The organism is Bacteroides mediterraneensis, assembly GCF_900128455.1.
In the GTDB taxonomy this organism is placed as follows: Bacteria; Bacteroidota; Bacteroidia; order Bacteroidales; family Bacteroidaceae; genus Phocaeicola; species Phocaeicola mediterraneensis.
Map to the genome: position 1 here is coordinate 2,404,933 of NZ_LT635783.1, position 15,548 is coordinate 2,420,480.

Annotated in this window: 16 protein-coding genes; 14 read left to right on the plus strand and 2 right to left on the minus strand. The window is 49.0% G+C overall.

The window, feature by feature from the left end:
• Positions 1-5 precede the first annotated feature (5 nt).
• The 7 genes from BQ7480_RS10055 to BQ7480_RS10085 all read left to right on the plus strand — a co-directional run bounded on the left by BQ7480_RS10055 (position 6) and on the right by BQ7480_RS10085 (position 6,723).
• The gene (locus BQ7480_RS10055) at positions 6-1,052 is read left to right on the plus strand and encodes an EpsG family protein (RefSeq protein ID WP_072542735.1); all 1,047 of its coding nucleotides are present in this window, start codon (positions 6-8) and stop codon (positions 1,050-1,052) included.
• A gap of 19 nt (positions 1,053-1,071) precedes the next feature.
• Positions 1,072-2,106 (plus strand): glycosyltransferase family 4 protein, encoded by a 1,035-nt coding sequence (locus tag BQ7480_RS10060; RefSeq protein ID WP_072542736.1) that lies wholly within the window; start codon positions 1,072-1,074, stop codon positions 2,104-2,106.
• An 8-nt stretch (positions 2,107-2,114) separates the two neighbouring features.
• Entirely contained in the window at positions 2,115-2,921 is an 807-nt protein-coding gene (locus tag BQ7480_RS10065) for a glycosyltransferase family 2 protein (RefSeq protein ID WP_072542737.1), read from the plus strand.
• 39 nt (positions 2,922-2,960) lie between these two features.
• Positions 2,961-4,037 (plus strand): GumC domain-containing protein, encoded by a 1,077-nt coding sequence (locus tag BQ7480_RS10070; protein ID WP_072542738.1) that lies wholly within the window; start codon positions 2,961-2,963, stop codon positions 4,035-4,037.
• Between the two features lie 14 nt (positions 4,038-4,051).
• Positions 4,052-5,539 (plus strand): capsule assembly Wzi family protein, encoded by a 1,488-nt coding sequence (locus BQ7480_RS10075; RefSeq protein WP_072542739.1) that lies wholly within the window; start codon positions 4,052-4,054, stop codon positions 5,537-5,539.
• Positions 5,540-5,559: 20 nt separating this feature from the next.
• Entirely contained in the window at positions 5,560-6,000 is a 441-nt protein-coding gene (locus BQ7480_RS10080; protein WP_083581794.1) for a lipocalin-like domain-containing protein, read from the plus strand.
• Between the two features lie 207 nt (positions 6,001-6,207).
• Positions 6,208-6,723, plus strand: coding sequence for a UpxY family transcription antiterminator (locus tag BQ7480_RS10085; RefSeq protein WP_083581795.1), 516 nt, complete (start codon positions 6,208-6,210; stop codon positions 6,721-6,723).
• 103 nt (positions 6,724-6,826) lie between these two features.
• Here the strand turns inward: BQ7480_RS10085 and BQ7480_RS10090 are convergent, their stop codons facing one another.
• Positions 6,827-9,154, minus strand: a complete 2,328-nt coding sequence (locus BQ7480_RS10090; RefSeq protein ID WP_072542740.1) for a transglycosylase domain-containing protein — start codon at positions 9,152-9,154, stop codon at positions 6,827-6,829.
• 193 nt (positions 9,155-9,347) lie between these two features.
• Here BQ7480_RS10090 and pyrB point away from each other — a divergent pair, with 193 nt between their 5' ends.
• The 7 genes from pyrB to mtgA all read left to right on the plus strand — a co-directional run bounded on the left by pyrB (position 9,348) and on the right by mtgA (position 14,918).
• Positions 9,348-10,289: an aspartate carbamoyltransferase gene (pyrB, locus tag BQ7480_RS10095; protein ID WP_072542741.1), complete on the plus strand. Its 942-nt coding sequence runs from the start codon at positions 9,348-9,350 to the stop codon at positions 10,287-10,289.
• 22 nt (positions 10,290-10,311) lie between these two features.
• Entirely contained in the window at positions 10,312-10,776 is a 465-nt protein-coding gene (gene pyrI, locus BQ7480_RS10100) for an aspartate carbamoyltransferase regulatory subunit (protein WP_072542742.1), read from the plus strand.
• 3 nt (positions 10,777-10,779) lie between these two features.
• Complete coding sequence (locus tag BQ7480_RS10105; RefSeq protein ID WP_072542743.1) at positions 10,780-11,346, plus strand: flavin reductase family protein; 567 nt, start codon at positions 10,780-10,782, stop codon at positions 11,344-11,346.
• Between the two features lie 7 nt (positions 11,347-11,353).
• A complete protein-coding gene (locus tag BQ7480_RS10110; protein WP_083581796.1) occupies positions 11,354-12,091 on the plus strand; it encodes a porin family protein in 738 nt (245 codons plus the stop codon).
• A 29-nt stretch (positions 12,092-12,120) separates the two neighbouring features.
• On the plus strand, positions 12,121-13,401 hold the full coding sequence (gene glyA, locus BQ7480_RS10115; RefSeq protein WP_072542744.1) for a serine hydroxymethyltransferase: 1,281 nt from the start codon (positions 12,121-12,123) through the stop codon (positions 13,399-13,401).
• 18 nt (positions 13,402-13,419) lie between these two features.
• The gene (locus tag BQ7480_RS10120) at positions 13,420-14,136 is read left to right on the plus strand and encodes a YiaD family glycine zipper/OmpA-like lipoprotein (RefSeq protein WP_072542745.1); all 717 of its coding nucleotides are present in this window, start codon (positions 13,420-13,422) and stop codon (positions 14,134-14,136) included.
• A gap of 86 nt (positions 14,137-14,222) precedes the next feature.
• On the plus strand, positions 14,223-14,918 hold the full coding sequence (gene mtgA, locus BQ7480_RS10125; RefSeq protein WP_072542746.1) for a monofunctional biosynthetic peptidoglycan transglycosylase: 696 nt from the start codon (positions 14,223-14,225) through the stop codon (positions 14,916-14,918).
• A 4-nt stretch (positions 14,919-14,922) separates the two neighbouring features.
• On the opposite strand, the gene BQ7480_RS10130 is transcribed toward mtgA, so the two are convergent.
• Positions 14,923-15,543, minus strand: a complete 621-nt coding sequence (locus tag BQ7480_RS10130; protein ID WP_072543985.1) for a trimeric intracellular cation channel family protein — start codon at positions 15,541-15,543, stop codon at positions 14,923-14,925.
• Positions 15,544-15,548: the final 5 nt, after the last annotated feature.

Genomic DNA, 15,548 nt, shown 5'->3' on the forward strand with positions numbered 1-15,548 from the left:
TTATCATGCTGATATACATTGGAATATATCTTCTTATTCTGCTCTTTCTGGTGGCTGATTTCGCCAAGGAGGGTCAAAAGCACAAGGCTCTCCACGTGCTGGGAGTCCTCCTGGTACTCTTTGTCGGCCTCAGAGGAAGTAGCGGAGCCGACTCTCCCGTCTATATCGACTTTTTCAACTATAATACGGATACCATCTGGAACTGGGAAGGAGTGGAAAAGGGATATGCAGAATATGGATTCTACTATCTGTCGGTGCTCCTGAAAAGTATCTGGAACAACGTGGATTTTTATTTTACAGCTATCTCCGCGCTGACCATTTTCTTTCTGGTAAAATCGCTGAAGGAATTTTCCATCTATCCCCTGCTGGGATTCTGTGTGTATTACTCCAGATTCCTCATCATCCGTGACATGAACCAGATACGGCAGGCCTTGGCCATGGTGGTCATCGTCTATGCCTTCAAGCTGCTGCTCAGCCACCGGAAAAAAGCCTTCGCCTGCGTCATTCTGGCCATGACTTTCATCCATTACAGTTCCATCATCGTCCTGCCGTTTATCTGGCTGTATGACCGACGGCCCAATCTGAAACAGACCACTGGTCTTCTGGTGCTCAGTCTGGTGACCGGATTTCTGGGCAGCGTGGTCTTAAAGAAACTGCTCATCGCCACGGGAAACATCGTATTCCTGCGGTATGTGGGCACGGCCAACCTGGGTCTTCTGAACCCGGTACTGATTTTCCAGCTGGGCATCTGTTTCCTGTTCTGTTATTTCGAACCGTTGCTGAAGGACAGGCAGAAAGGGTACTATCTCATGCGCAATGCCTACCTGTATTCCACTATCCTGCTCCTGCTTACGTGCAACATGGGAGAAATCGGCGGACGACTGGCCACTATCTTCGCCACCTGCGAAATCTTTATCTTGCCGGCACTGGCTACCACCATCCGGCCTCGCCTGGGCGGATACATTCTTTACGTACTGCTGGCCTCCCTGCTTTTCGCCATGAACTACCTCAAACTGCTACAGGCAGCTTCCTCATGGGAATATTTCTCATGAGGCATTTCATCCTTTCTTTATGAAAATAGCTTACCTCATTCCCAAACCCGCCAATACAGGTCCCATCCTCGTGGTGCTGGAACTCGTCAAGGCTATGTCCGAACACAGGCACGACTGTACGGTATATTATTTTGACGAAGGAGACGAGATTCTGTTTCCCTGCAAAACCCAACGAATCTCTTTTTTCCAGAAAATCAATTTCCGTGAATTTGACATCGTACACTCCCATGGCCTGCGGCCCGACTGCTATCTTTTCCTGCACAAACCTCTACGGTGCAAGGCCCGCTGCCTCACGACTCTGCACAACTACATCATTCCCGACTTCTCCTACCAATATAACAAATTCATTGCCTACACCGTCGGCAATTTATGGATGCTGGCCCTCAGAAGACACGATACCATCGTCACGTTAAGCAAGGATGCCCTGCAATATTACCGCCACAGGTTGCCGGCACGGAAGCTCACCTATGCCTACAACACCCGCCAGGTGGCTCTGGAAGCTCCGCTGGATGTACAGACCCGGCAGCAGATTTTGCAATTCAAGCAGGGAGCCGTGACACTGGGAGTCAATGCCGCCCTGACCGACCGCAAAGGCATAGACCAGGTAATCAGGGCCTTGAAAAAATTGCCGGGATACAAACTTATCATCGCTGGAGACGGAAAAAGCAAGGCTTCTCTGGAGAAGCTGTCCATCGACGAGCAAGTGGCAGACAGGGTATTGTTTCTGGGCTACCGGAAAGACGCTTACCGTCTTTTACCCTATTACGACGTGTTCGTGCTGCCGAGCCGGAGCGAAGGATTTGGGCTTACCCTGATGGAATCGGCCTTATACCGGAAAAAGGTGGTCTGTTCCCGAATTCCCATCTTTGAAGAACTCTGCCCGCAAGACGAAGTGGTTTTCTTCGAGCTGGAACAGATTCCTTCCCTCGTCCAAGCTCTTCAGCAGGCTGCCGGAAGCCCGGAGCTGGGGCAGAAACTATACCAACGATACCTTCAGGCGTTTTCGCCGGAAGCCTTCTACGAGAGATACCACCAGATTTACCAACATACATAGAAAAAAGAATCATGCTATCCGTTCTTTTATCGGTTTATTACAAAGAAAACGTACACCATTTGTCACAGGCGCTGGACAGCATCCTGCATCAGTCGGTACCTCCCACGGAGATTATCCTCGTGAAGGACGGGCCTCTGACGGAAGAGCTGGAAACCGTCCTCGCCCGGTACCAGCAACAATATCCCCTGCTCCATACCGTCAGCCTGCCGGTCAACCAAGGGTTGGGAAAGGCGCTCAACGAAGGGCTGAAGCATTGCCGTTACCCTTTGATTGCCCGGATGGACACGGACGACATAGCCAAGCCCGACCGGTTTGAGAAACAGCTCCAGGTGTTCGAACAGCATCCGGAAGTGGATATATGCAGTGCCTGGATTGAAGAGTTTGAAGATACGCCGACACGCATCCTGGCCGTCAAGAAACTGCCGGAAACGCATGCGGAAATCCAAAAATACGCCCGGCACCGCTGCCCCATCAACCATCCGGTAGTGATGTATAAAAAGGAAGCCGTGCTAAAAGCCGGAGGTTACGAAGGATTCCCAGAAGACTACCGTCTATGGGTGAAGATGCTTGGGAAAGGAGCGCGGTTCTACAACCTGCAGGAGAGTCTGCTTTATTTCCGCTTCTCGCCCAGCATGGTGAAGCGCCGGGGCGGATGGCGCTATGCCCTTGCCGACATGAAGTCGCAGATAGATTTCTATCGGATGGGCTTTTTAAATCTTCCGACATTAGTCTGCAACCTGCTCATCCGCCTTACGGTCCGACTGACGCCCAACCGACTACGCAGTGTGATATACCGGAAAATGTTGCGCAAATAACCTCAAGATTTTTTTAGACAACGAATAACTTTCATTACAATGGCAGAAATACAAAAGAAAGAAATAAAGGAAATTGACCTGAGCGTGTTATTCCAGAAATTATATTCTCACCGGAAAAAACTGTATAAAGCGGCAGGCATAGGTATTCTGGCCGGACTCGTCGTCGGCTTCAGCCTCCCCAAAACCTATCAGGTGGATGTGAGTCTGTCGCCGGAATCGGGGGTGAACGGGACCAGCGGCCTGTCGGGTATCGCCTCGATGTTCGGATTGGGCAACGGCTCTAGCGGCTTCGGAGAGGACGCCCTCACCTTCAACATGTTTCCGGAAATCGTAAAGACAAATCCTTTTGCCCTGGAGATGCTCCAGATTCCGATTCGGACCCAGAAAGAGAAGCAAATCCTGCTGTATGATTACCTGGACACGGAGAAAAAACCTTGGTGGAGTTATATCGCCCAGGCTCCCGGAATGGTGCTGTCACTGTTTAAAGACAAAGAAGCCGATACCGTGCGGACCATCGATCCGTTTCATCTCACACCCGCTCAAAGCGGACACATTGAGCGACTGAAAAAGGTCTTAAAGGTGGAAACCGACAAGAATACCAACATGACCAAGGTCAGTGTGTCGTTGCAAGACCCACTGGCCGCTGCGGTAGTGGCCGACAGTGCTGTTCAAAAATTACAGGAGTACATCACCGACTACCGCACGCGGAAGGCCAAACAGGATTATGATTTTCAGCTGAGCCTGTGCGAACAATATAAGAAAGAATATTTTGAGGCACAACAAGCCTATGCCCGGTTTGCCGATGCCAACCGGAACGTCATCCTCCAGACGGTCACCACCGAAAAGGAAAGACTGCAAAAGAACCTGAGCCTGGCAGAGCAAATCTACAGCCAGTCCATGGGGCAACTGCAAGTGCTTCGTGGAAAGGTGCAGGAAGCCAAACCCGTATTTGCGGTAGTCGAACCGGCTACCGTACCCTTGGCACCTTCCTCTCCCAGAAAGATACTGATAATGGTGGGCTTTGCCTTTCTGGCTTTACTACTTGAATCTGTTTGGATTCTCTTCGGAAAAGATACATACCGTCAATTCAAGCGTACCCTGAAAAAAGAAAACTAACCTTCCTACCCCACATGAAACTAAATGTATTTTTATTGTTCAGCATATTGTCTGCCGGTCTGGTAAAAGCACAACCCGACACTTCCTCTCTCACCTATCGTCTGGAACTGGGAGCTACCGGCGGAAACGGGACCTACGCCCCGTTGTGGCTCACGGCCAACCGCTTCGGATTGTCGAGCACCAACCCCAACTCGGGTTACCTGCGGGCCGGGATTGCCTACGACAAGCAGTTTTCGCACGGATGGCGGATTGAAGCAGGTCTGGACATGGCAGGAGGCATCCACCATACACAACCCGTATCCATCCACCAGATATACAGTGACTTCTCCTGGAAAATGCTGACTCTCAGCGTGGGAAGCAAAGAACGTCCCGGATTTCCGCTGGCCAAAAACACGGCACTCAGCAGCGGGATGATGGTAGAAGGACCCAACACCCAGCCTGTCCCTCAAATCAGAGGAGAAATAAAGGAATACCTGAATGTGCCGGGCACCAAAGGGTGGTTCGCCTTCAAAGGGCACATTGCTTATGGCTCTTTTCCGGAAAACGGCTGGCAGAAAGACTTCGTACGGCCCGGACAATATTACGTAAAGAATGTGCTCTACCACAGCAAATCGCTGATGATGCGTTTGGGTAACCTAGAGAAACTGCCGTTGGAACTCGAGTTCGGCATCCTGATGGCTACCCAGTTTGGGGGTGACAAATACCTGAAACTGGCAGACGGAAGCGACCAAAAGGTGCTCGACATGCCTAATAACCTGAAGGCCTACTGGAAAGCATTCTGGCCACAGGCTGGAGGAGATGACACCCCCGAAGGAGAACAGGTGAACGTAGAAGGGAATATGTTGGGCAGTTGGAATTTTGCCTTGAACTACTATCTGGGCGAATGGAGATTCCGGGCATATCTGGAACATTATTTTGAGGACCATTCCCAGATGTTCTGGCAATACGGATGCTGGAAGGACGGACAGCTGGGACTGGAAATCACTTTTCCCAAAAACCGATGGATCAGCAGCGTGGTGTGGGAAGGGCTGAGCACAAAAGACCAGACAGGTCCCTTGCAATATGACAGTTTCTGGGGACAATTCCCTGAGTATCAAATCAGCGCAGACGATGATTATTATAACCACTACCTTTACGGGGCCTGGCAGTATCAAGGCATGGGCATGGGAAACCCTCTCCTTCCGGGACCGGCCTACAACGCCGACCACCGCATTACCTTCCGGAGCAACCGGGTAACAGCCCATCATCTGGGCTTCAACGGACAGCCCTCCCCGGAATGGGGATACCGGGTACTGGTTTCATTCGCCAAACACTGGGGTACCTATAAGGCCCCTCTTGACAAACAGTGCAAACAGTTCAGCTCGCTCTACGAGGTGACCTATACCCCCGCTTGGGCCAAAGGCTGGAAAGCCTCACTGGCACTGGGTCTGGACCGGGGAAATTACTTGGGAAACTCCACGGGAGGCATGCTGACCCTCCAAAAGACAGGCATTCTCTTCTAATAATCAAATCATAGACAATCATGAAAAAAATTCTCTCTATATGGGGTATACTCCTGTTGGCCATCCTATGCAACAGCTGCGAGAAAGAACCGATTAACCGGTATATTGAAGGGCACTGGCAGCTGCTGGAATTTACCACCAAAGCAGACGGTGAGGTCCATCCGTGTACACGCATTTACTACAGTATCCAGTTATGGGTGGTGGAAGTGGCCGAAAAACAAGGTCCGCAAGGACTGACTCCCTTTCGCGGACGGTACCAATATGACGAGTCCAGCCGTTCTATCCGGCTATCGGAGATGAGTACGTATGCTACCCCGGAAAATTCCCGTCCGGCAGAAGTATGGGAACTAAATCCCTATGGGTTGAACAACGTCAATACCACGTTCAAGGTCATTGAATCGGATGGCAAGCAGATGACTCTGGAATCAGACTATGCCCTGCTGAAACTCCGAAAATTCTGACAAAAGAAATTTCCGAATCCGAATAAAAAGCCTTGTCCCCGTTGGAGGTCAAGGCTTTTTGCTTATATTTGTAGCTAAAATATGCCTTACCGTCCGGATTTTGGAAAAGAATAAAAAGGAATTCCGCACGCAGACGCATAGCTGAAAACAATAACAAACAACTGGAAACAGACAACATTCCTGCCTCAACAGCCAGATAAGAAAAGAATGGAAACAAACAAAGAGATGCACTGGTATGCCTTTTATGTAAGGATGCATCATGAAAAGAAAACAGCAGAGAAACTCGAAACGCTGGGAGTCACTCACTTCCTGCCCATACAAGAAGTAGTCCGCCAATGGAGCGACCGGAAAAAGAAAATCAAGCAGATGGTCATTCCCATGCTGATTTTTATTTGTACGGACGAGAAAGGGCGCATCGAATTACTTCAAAACTTTCCGTCATTGACGGGATGCCTGATAGATCCTGCCTCCAGAAGACCGGCCATTATCCGGAATGAAGAAATGGAGCAATTCAAGTTCATGCTGGACTATTCGGAAGAAACCGTCCGGTTCCAAAACGAGCCATTGGCTCCGGGAGAAAAGGTAGAGGTCATCAAAGGGCCGTTGAAAGGACTGCAAGGGGAACTGGTAGAACTGGCTGGACACTCGGAAGTAATGATACGTATCGACCACTTGGGATATGCCACCGTGGAAATCCCTGTGGGGTATGTCAAGAAGTTATAAGCCTTTGACACCGGAGACGGATTTGAGTTATAAAAGAAATGCGGAAAACCCATCTGATGAAACAGTGGTTTTCCGCATTTCTTTTTATATTGCGCCCGTCTCTTTACTGGAAGAACACATCGTCCAGACGGGTATTGTTTTCCTCTTCGATTTCTGTCAGACGGTCCTTGCAAGGATCAAAGTCGCCCGGTATGTCGAACGTTTCATCGGGTGAATACCCCAAGGACTTGTCGGCATAGACCTTCTGCATATAGATTCCCCAGATAGGCAATGCCATAGAAGCACCTTGTCCGTCGCGCATCGTGTCGAAATGGATGTCTCGTTCTTCACCGCCTACCCAGCATCCGGAAACCAGCGACGGGGTGAAGCCCATGAACCATCCGTCGGAGTTACGGTTGGTGGTTCCCGTCTTACCTCCCATATCGGCCTTGATGCCATACAGACGACGTACACGACCGCCCGTACCTTCATTGATTACAGCACGCAACATTACCAACATTTTATAAGAGGTGGACTCGCTGATGACTTCGTTTACCTGAGGTGTGAAGGTAGCCACCACATTCCCGTCGTTGTCCTCAATGCGGGTGACAAACAGCGGAGCGGTACGGATACCTTTATTTACAAAGGCAGTATAGGCACTTACCATTTCTCCCACAGAGATTTCACACGGTCCCAAACACAAAGAAACCGTGGGCTGGATATCCTTGTTCAACACCCCAAACGAATGTATCAGACGAACCAAGTCGTACGGACTCAGCTTGCTCATCAGGTAAGCCGAAATCCAGTTGTTGGAGTTGGCCAGACCCCACTTCAGGGTCACCATTTCCCCATAATGCGATTTGGAACTGTTTCGGGGTGACCAGGCTTTTCCGTTCTCGTCAAAAAGCGTCTGCTCCACGTTACGGACCTCATCGCAAGGGGAGAATCCGTTCTCCATGGCCAGCGCATACAAGTAAGGCTTGATGGTTGAACCCACCTGACGACGGCCCACCATGGCCATGTCATACTGGAAATAATTATAGTTCGGTCCGCCCACGTAAGCCTTCACGTAACCGGTAATAGGGTCCATCGACATGAATCCGGCCCGCAGGAAGTGCTTGTAATAACGGATAGAATCAAGCGGTGTCATGATGGTATCCTTCTCCCCTTCCCAAGAGAACACCGACATCTCATACTTGGTATTGAAAGCCTTCATGATTTCGGCTTCCGAACAGCCGTCGGCCTTCATTGTACGGTAACGGTCGCTCTGGTGCACGGAGCGGTTCAGAATCTGTTCTACTTCCTCCGGAGTGAGCTGATTGGTGTAAGGAGCCGTCTTGCGTCCTCTCTTCTCTTTGAAGAACCGTGGTTGCAAATATTTCGCTACATGCTCATACACAGCCTCTTCGGCATACTGTTGCATGTGAGAGTTGATAGTGGTATAGATTTTCAACCCGTCTACGTAAAGATTGTAGTTCGTACCATCCTTCTTCTTGTTCTTGGCACACCAGCCGTAAAGCGGATTGGTTTCCCAAGCCAAAGAATCTTCATAATACTTCTGCATCTGCCAGCCACGATAATCACTACGGTCCGGCTTGTGGGCCGTCATGATGCCACGCAGATATTCACGGAAATAGGTGGCCAGACCGTCTTTATGGTCTACCGGTTGGAATTTCAATACCAGCGGAAGTGCCTGAAGAGAATCACATTCCTCCTGTGTCAGGTAACCGGCCTTGCGCATCTGGTCGAGTACCGTATTACGGCGCCCCCGCGAACGCTCATTGAAACGGCGGGGATTATAAAGCGAAGGATTCTTACACATGCCTATCAAGGTGGCAGCCTCTTCTATCTTCAGGTTCTTGGGATCTTTCCCGAAATACGTCTTGGCCGCCGTCTTGATACCTACGGCATTGTTCAAGAAGTCAAACTTGTTGAGGTACATGGTCAGGATTTCTTCCTTCGTGTAATACCGTTCCAGCTTGACAGCGATGACCCACTCAATGGGTTTCTGCAGCAGACGCTCCATGACGTTGTCGGCCGTAGGCGAATAGAACTGCTTGGCCAGCTGCTGGGTGATGGTACTACCTCCACCGGCATGCTTCTGCATGAAAATTCCACGCTTGATGACCGCACGCATGAACGCCCGGGCATCAATACCGGAATGGTCCTCAAAACGGACATCCTCGGTGGCCACCAAGGCATGCACCAAATGGGGAGAGAGTTCTTCGTACCCCACATACACACGATTTTCCTTACTGAGCGACCAGGTGCCCAACAATTTTCCGTCGTCGGAAATAATCTGGGTGGCAAACTTCAGATTCGGGTTTTCCAGTTCTTCCACAGGAGGAACATAACCAATTTTTCCTTTGGCAATAGCCGTAAAAATAATGGCTACCACGAGCATGCAGAGGAGTACAAATCCCCACAATACATATATAAAGACCTTTCTCATACGCTTATCAATTCTTTTATTATTTCTATGAAGTCGCAAATTTACGGAAAATCTTTGTAACAACGGCTTATTTTCCACAATATCCTCCTAAATGCGAAAAGGTTGTCCGAAATCTCTCCAAAACGGTGGATTTTTTATTTTTTTTGCCTACCTTTGAACTCCGGTATTATAAAAGTAATCAAAAACAGCTAACATGGAAAATAGAAGTTTAGTTACTATCGCCGAACATTCCAAAGAGAAAATCCTGTATCTTCTGGAAATGGCAAGAGAGTTCGAAAAGAAACCTAACCGCCGCCTGCTGGCCGAAAAAGTAGTCGCCACCTTGTTCTTTGAGCCGTCCACCCGTACCCGGCTGAGTTTTGAAACGGCAGCCAACCGTCTGGGAGCGAGAGTCATCGGATTTACAGACCCGAAGGTGACCAGTTCTTCCAAAGGAGAAACCCTGAAGGATACGATTATGATGGTGAGCAACTATGCCGACATCATCGTGATGCGACACTACCTGGAGGGAGCCGCTCGCTACGCCAGTGAAGTAGCCCCTGTACCTATCGTCAATGCAGGAGACGGTGCCAACCAGCATCCTTCACAGACCATGCTCGACTTGTATTCCATCTACAAGACGCAAGGCACACTGGAAAACCTGAATATCTATCTGGTGGGCGACCTGAAATATGGAAGAACCGTTCACTCCTTGCTGATGGCGATGCGTCATTTCAACCCTACTTTCCACTTCATCGCGCCGGACGAATTGAAAATGCCGGACGAATACAAGCTGTACTGCCAGGAACATCACATCAAATATGTGGAGCATACGGACTTTACGGAAGAAACCATCGCAGATGCGGATATCCTGTACATGACCCGTGTGCAGCGCGAACGCTTCACCGACCTGATGGAATATGAAAGAGTGAAAGACGTGTACATCCTGAACAACAAGATGCTGGAACATACACGTCCGAACCTGCGAATCCTCCACCCGCTGCCTCGCGTAAACGAGATTACCTACGACGTGGACGACAACCCGAAAGCTTACTATTTCCAACAGGCCAAGAACGGTCTTTACGCCCGTCAGGCCATCCTTTGCGACGTGCTGGGCATCACACTCGACGAGGTGAAAGCTGATACTGAAAAATAATCCGGAAACCTATTCAATTCAAGTGACTATGAGTGAAAAGAAAGAATTACAGGTAGCCGCACTCAAGAACGGTACGGTTATCGACCATATACCATCCAACAAGCTGTTTACAGTGGTATCTCTGCTTGGACTGCAGAATGAAGATGCCAACATCACCATCGGAAATAACTTTGAAAGCAAGAAACTGGGAAAGAAAGGCATCATCAAGATTGCCGACCGTTTCTTTACGGAAGAGGAAATCAGCCGGTTGTCGGTAGTGGCTTCCAAAATCAAGTTGAACATTATCCGTGACTATGAGGTTGTGGAAAAGAAAGAGGTAGAGATGCCGGACGAGCTGAAAGGTATCGTGAAATGCAACAACCCGAAATGCATCACCAACAACGAACCGATGCAAACCTGGTTCCACGTGATTGACAAGGAAAAGGGCTTGCTGAAATGCCACTACTGCGAGAAGGAACAGCAGAAGGATAACATCAAACTGCTGTAAACGATGAAGCAGGACTGGAAACCAGGAACGATGATTTATCCGCTTCCGGTCGCCTTGATTACGTGCGGAAGTTGTGAAGAAGAATACAATATCATTACCATAGCGTGGGTGGGTACAATCTGTACCAACCCACCTATGTGTTATATTTCGGTCAGGCCGGAACGATATTCCTATCCCATTTTGAAGAAAAATATGGAGTTCGTCATCAACCTGACTACAAAAGACATGGCTTTTGCGACAGACTGGTGTGGCGTACGCTCCGGAAAAGACTACCACAAATTCAAAGAGATGAAGCTGACACCGGGAAAGGCTTCCATGGTGCAGGCACCTCTCATTGAAGAGTCTCCCCTCTGCATTGAATGCCGGGTAAAGGAAATCGTGGCCCTGGGTTCTCACCACATGTTCATCGCCGATGTGGTCAATGTGAAAGCCGATGACAAATACCTAAACACCGAAACCGGAAAATTCGAACTGGCACGTGCCAATTTGCTGGTCTATGCCCACGGCGGCTATTACGAGCTGGGAGAAAAGATTGGCAAGTTCGGCTGGTCGGTGGAGAAAAAGAAATGAACCAGATATGATGAAAGAAGCCATACTCACCGTAATTGGAAGCGGAGTGCTAGCAGTGTGCGAGCTGCAGGCGCAAGCTACCACTACGCCTATGGTCACACTACGGCAACCTCGTTTCAATTTAGGGGTGAAAGCGGGCTTCAATTCTTCCATGTTCTTTACCGATGAGGTATCCATCAACGGGAAAGACCTGGAACAAGCACAAAACAATTACAAGGTGGGGTATTTTGCCGCAGTGTTCTGTAGGTTTAACATCAAAAAGCATCACTTTATCCAACCCGAGTTTTCGTGCAACATCACTCAAGGAAGTGTGTCCATCCCTCTCACCTTGGCTAATTCAGAGCTCTTGTCGGACAACGCCTTGATAAAGAAAAAAATGACCACCCTTGATGTCCCCATCCTCTACGGTTATAAGTTCGTGGATGTACATCCATACGGAATGGCTTTCTTTGTCGGCCCGAAAGTGACCTGGATATGGAAGCGACACAGCTCTACTGAATTCTCCGGCTTCCATCAGCAGGAAATAAAAGAAGAACAATACCCTTTACAATATAGCGGTGTGGTAGGATTGGCAGTCAATGTCTCCAACATTTTTTTTGACTTCCGCTATGAGATAGGCTTGCACAACTCTATCCGGGCCATGTCCTACAATACAGATACTACCGAATCCCCCCATAACGAAGGAGAAATCCGACTGCGGCAACGCAAAAACATTCTGAGTTTTTCTGTGGGAGTTATTTTTTAATCAGATTTATCACTTTTAATAAATATATCATGAAACGAGACGATTCTATTTTTAACATCATCGAGAAGGAACATCAGAGACAACTGAAAGGTATTGAACTGATTGCTTCTGAAAATTTCGTAAGTGACCAAGTCATGCAGGCCATGGGCTCCTGCCTCACCAATAAATATGCGGAAGGATACCCTGGAAAAAGATATTACGGAGGATGTGAAGTCGTTGACCAAAGCGAACAGCTGGCTATTGACCGTATCAAAAAGATTTTCGGTGCTGAATGGGCCAACGTACAACCTCATTCCGGGGCCCAGGCCAATGCAGCCGTATTTTTGGCCGTACTGAATCCAGGCGACAAATTCATGGGACTGAACCTCGCCCACGGAGGCCATCTGTCTCACGGTTCCGCCGTCAACACGTCAGGCATTCTGTACACGCCGTGCGAATATAACCTGAACAAGGAAACAGGTCGTGTAGACTACGACCAGATGGAAGAAATCGCACTGCGGGAACATCCGAAGTTGATTGTCGGTGGAGGTTCTGCCTACTCTCGCGAATGGGATTACAAACGGATGCGTGACATCGCCGACAAGGTAGGTGCCTTGCTGATGATTGATATGGCCCACCCTGCCGGACTGATTGCAGCCGGATTGCTGGACAACCCGGTGAAATATGCCCACATCGTGACTTCTACTACGCACAAGACGTTGCGTGGACCGCGTGGAGGTATCATCCTGATGGGAAAAGACTTCCCCAACCCATGGGGCAAGAAAACACCGAAAGGTGAAATCAAAATGATGTCACAGCTGCTGGATTCTGCCGTATTCCCCGGCATCCAAGGAGGCCCGCTGGAACATGTCATCGCAGCAAAAGCTGTTGCTTTCTACGAATGCATGCAACCGGAATACAAGGAATACCAGATTCAGGTACAGAAAAATGCCCGTGTACTGGCCCAGGCCCTGATGGATCGCGGATTCACCATCGTATCGGGAGGTACCGACAATCACTCCATGCTGGTAGACTTGCGCACCAAATATCCTGACCTGACTGGAAAGGTGGCAGAAAAAGCACTGGTTGCAGCCGACATCACAGTCAACAAAAACATGGTTCCGTTTGACACCCGTTCTGCTTTCCAGACATCCGGCATCCGCCTGGGAACTCCGGCTATCACAACCCGTGGAGCAAAGGAAGACCTGATGTACGAAATTGCGGAAATGATTGAAACCGTCCTGTCGAATGTAGACAACGAGGAAGTAATCGCTTCTGTACGTCACCGGGTGAATGAAACCATGAAGAACTATCCCATATTTGCATATTAACTAAACGGAGGGGAAAAAATGAAAACAATGAATTCTATGGCTATCTTACTGAGCGCATGCTTGGTATTTAGCAGTTGTGGTATGACAAATACAGCCAAAGGTGGATTAATCGGAGGCGGTAGCGGTGCTGCATTGGGTGCATTGGTAGGTGGAGTCATCGGCCATGGAAAAGGGGCCGCCATCGGAGCCGCTGTAGGAACTGCGGTAGGTGCCGGCGCCGGCGTATTGATTGGCAAGAAAATGGACAAAGCCGCCGCACAAGCAGAACAGATTGAAGGAGCACAAGTGGAACAAGTGACCGACAACAACGGCTTGCAAGCAGTGAAGGTAACCTTCGACTCTGGTATCTTGTTCAGCACAAGCAGTGCCACACTGAGCACTTCTGCCAAATCGGCTCTGAGCAAATTTGCCAACAATGTGCTCAACCAGAACAAAGACATGGATGTGGCCATCTACGGATACACAGACAACACGGGATGGAAAAACAGCACTGCTGAACAGAGCAAGCAGAAAAACCTTGATTTGTCACAGGAACGTGCACAGAGCGTATCCAGCTACCTGCTGGGATGCGGTGCTTCCTCCAGCCAGATTAAATCTGTTACTGGTATGGGTGAAGAGAATCCGGTGGCAGACAACTCTACCGCAGCCGGACGCGAACAGAACCGCCGTGTAGAAGTATATATGTATGCCAGCCAGCAAATGATTCAACAGGCTGAAGCAGGTACATTACAATAATTATAGGCCGTATCAGGCCGATAAAGACACATTATGCCGGGTCTCTGGATCCGGCATAATTTTAATGTAACACATTCAGACTCAAAATGAACAAGAAACGGATATTCAAATACCTTCGTAACCTGATTATTTTCTTTTTCGCCTCTACCCTTCTTTCGGTGGTTGCTCTCCGGTTTATTCCTGTCTACATTACCCCGCTAATGGTGATACGCAGCGTAGAACAACTGGCAAAAGGAGAAAAACCGGTCATGAAACACCGCTGGGTGCCGAAAGAAAAAATATCACATCATCTCCCCATGGCGGTCATCGCATCGGAAGACAACCGCTTTGCAAGCCATAACGGCTTCGACTTCAAGGAAATCAGCAAGGCGATGGAAGAAAACAAAAAACGGAAAAAAGCCAGGGGGGCCAGCACCATCAGCCAGCAAACAGCCAAAAATGTATTCTTATGGCCATCCTCATCGTGGGTAAGAAAAGGATTCGAAGTGTATTTTACGGTACTGATTGAACTCATCTGGGACAAAGAAAGAATTATGGAGGTGTACCTGAACTCCATCGAAATGGGAGACGGTATCTATGGAGCGGAAGCAGTAGCCAAAGCCCACTTCCACACCACGGCCGCTAAACTGACCCGCAAGCAGTGCGCACTTATTGCAGCCAGCCTCCCCAATCCCCGGAAATTCAATTCCGGAAATCCCAGCCCCTACATGTACAAGCGACAGCGTAAAATCATGTATCTGATGAAATGTGTCCCCACTTTCCCTGCACCTGAAAAACAATAAGGCATCAGGGATTCTCGGGGTCCCCCTTCAGAATGGGAAGAGTTATCTTGTATTTCACCGCAAGGATACGGGTGAAAAACACCGTGAGCCCTCCAATAATCTGGGAAAGAACCGACTCCACACCCAGCATCAGGCAAATCCAATACACCAGCCCACCGATTACGCAAGCCATAGCATAGATTTCCTTACGGAAAATCAAAGGAATCTCGTTGATAAAGATATCACGCAGCACTCCACCGGCAGCTCCTGTAATGCTTCCCATGATGATAGCAATCCAGAAAGGATATCCCAAGGTATAAGCTTTGCTGAAGCCTACGATGGTGAACAATGCCAGCCCGATGGTATCGAACAAGAAAAAGGTATTGTTCAAACGAATGACATACTTTCCAAATAGAATTACAAAAAACATGGCAAACGCCGTACAAATCAAATACATTGGATCGGTCATCCATGCAGGGGTCACATCCAGTAAAAGATCACGGATGGTTCCTCCCCCAATGGCCGTAGCCAACCCCACCACATAGGCGCCAAACCAGTCAAAACGTTTGGCCGATGCAAGCCGAATGCCACTAATGGCAAACGCGAATGTCCCCACAAAATCCAGAATCGTTACAAACGAAGGTATCTGAA

What these genes read in the sequence shown, in the direction of transcription:
- BQ7480_RS10055 (WP_072542735.1), top strand. Translation starts at nt 6, where the DNA reads ATGCTGATATACATTGGAATATATCTTCTTATTCTGCTCTTTCTGGTG.
- BQ7480_RS10060 (WP_072542736.1), top strand. Translation starts at nt 1,072, where the DNA reads ATGAAAATAGCTTACCTCATTCCCAAACCCGCCAATACAGGTCCCATC.
- BQ7480_RS10070 (WP_072542738.1), top strand. Translation starts at nt 2,961, where the DNA reads ATGGCAGAAATACAAAAGAAAGAAATAAAGGAAATTGACCTGAGCGTG.
- BQ7480_RS10075 (WP_072542739.1), top strand. Translation starts at nt 4,052, where the DNA reads ATGAAACTAAATGTATTTTTATTGTTCAGCATATTGTCTGCCGGTCTG.
- BQ7480_RS10080 (WP_083581794.1), top strand. Translation starts at nt 5,560, where the DNA reads ATGAAAAAAATTCTCTCTATATGGGGTATACTCCTGTTGGCCATCCTA.
- BQ7480_RS10085 (WP_083581795.1), top strand. Translation starts at nt 6,208, where the DNA reads ATGGAAACAAACAAAGAGATGCACTGGTATGCCTTTTATGTAAGGATG.
- BQ7480_RS10090 (WP_072542740.1), bottom strand. Translation starts at nt 9,154, where the DNA reads ATGAGAAAGGTCTTTATATATGTATTGTGGGGATTTGTACTCCTCTGC.
- pyrB (WP_072542741.1), top strand. Translation starts at nt 9,348, where the DNA reads ATGGAAAATAGAAGTTTAGTTACTATCGCCGAACATTCCAAAGAGAAA.
- BQ7480_RS10105 (WP_072542743.1), top strand. Translation starts at nt 10,780, where the DNA reads ATGAAGCAGGACTGGAAACCAGGAACGATGATTTATCCGCTTCCGGTC.
- BQ7480_RS10110 (WP_083581796.1), top strand. Translation starts at nt 11,354, where the DNA reads ATGATGAAAGAAGCCATACTCACCGTAATTGGAAGCGGAGTGCTAGCA.
- glyA (WP_072542744.1), top strand. Translation starts at nt 12,121, where the DNA reads ATGAAACGAGACGATTCTATTTTTAACATCATCGAGAAGGAACATCAG.
- BQ7480_RS10120 (WP_072542745.1), top strand. Translation starts at nt 13,420, where the DNA reads ATGAAAACAATGAATTCTATGGCTATCTTACTGAGCGCATGCTTGGTA.
- mtgA (WP_072542746.1), top strand. Translation starts at nt 14,223, where the DNA reads ATGAACAAGAAACGGATATTCAAATACCTTCGTAACCTGATTATTTTC.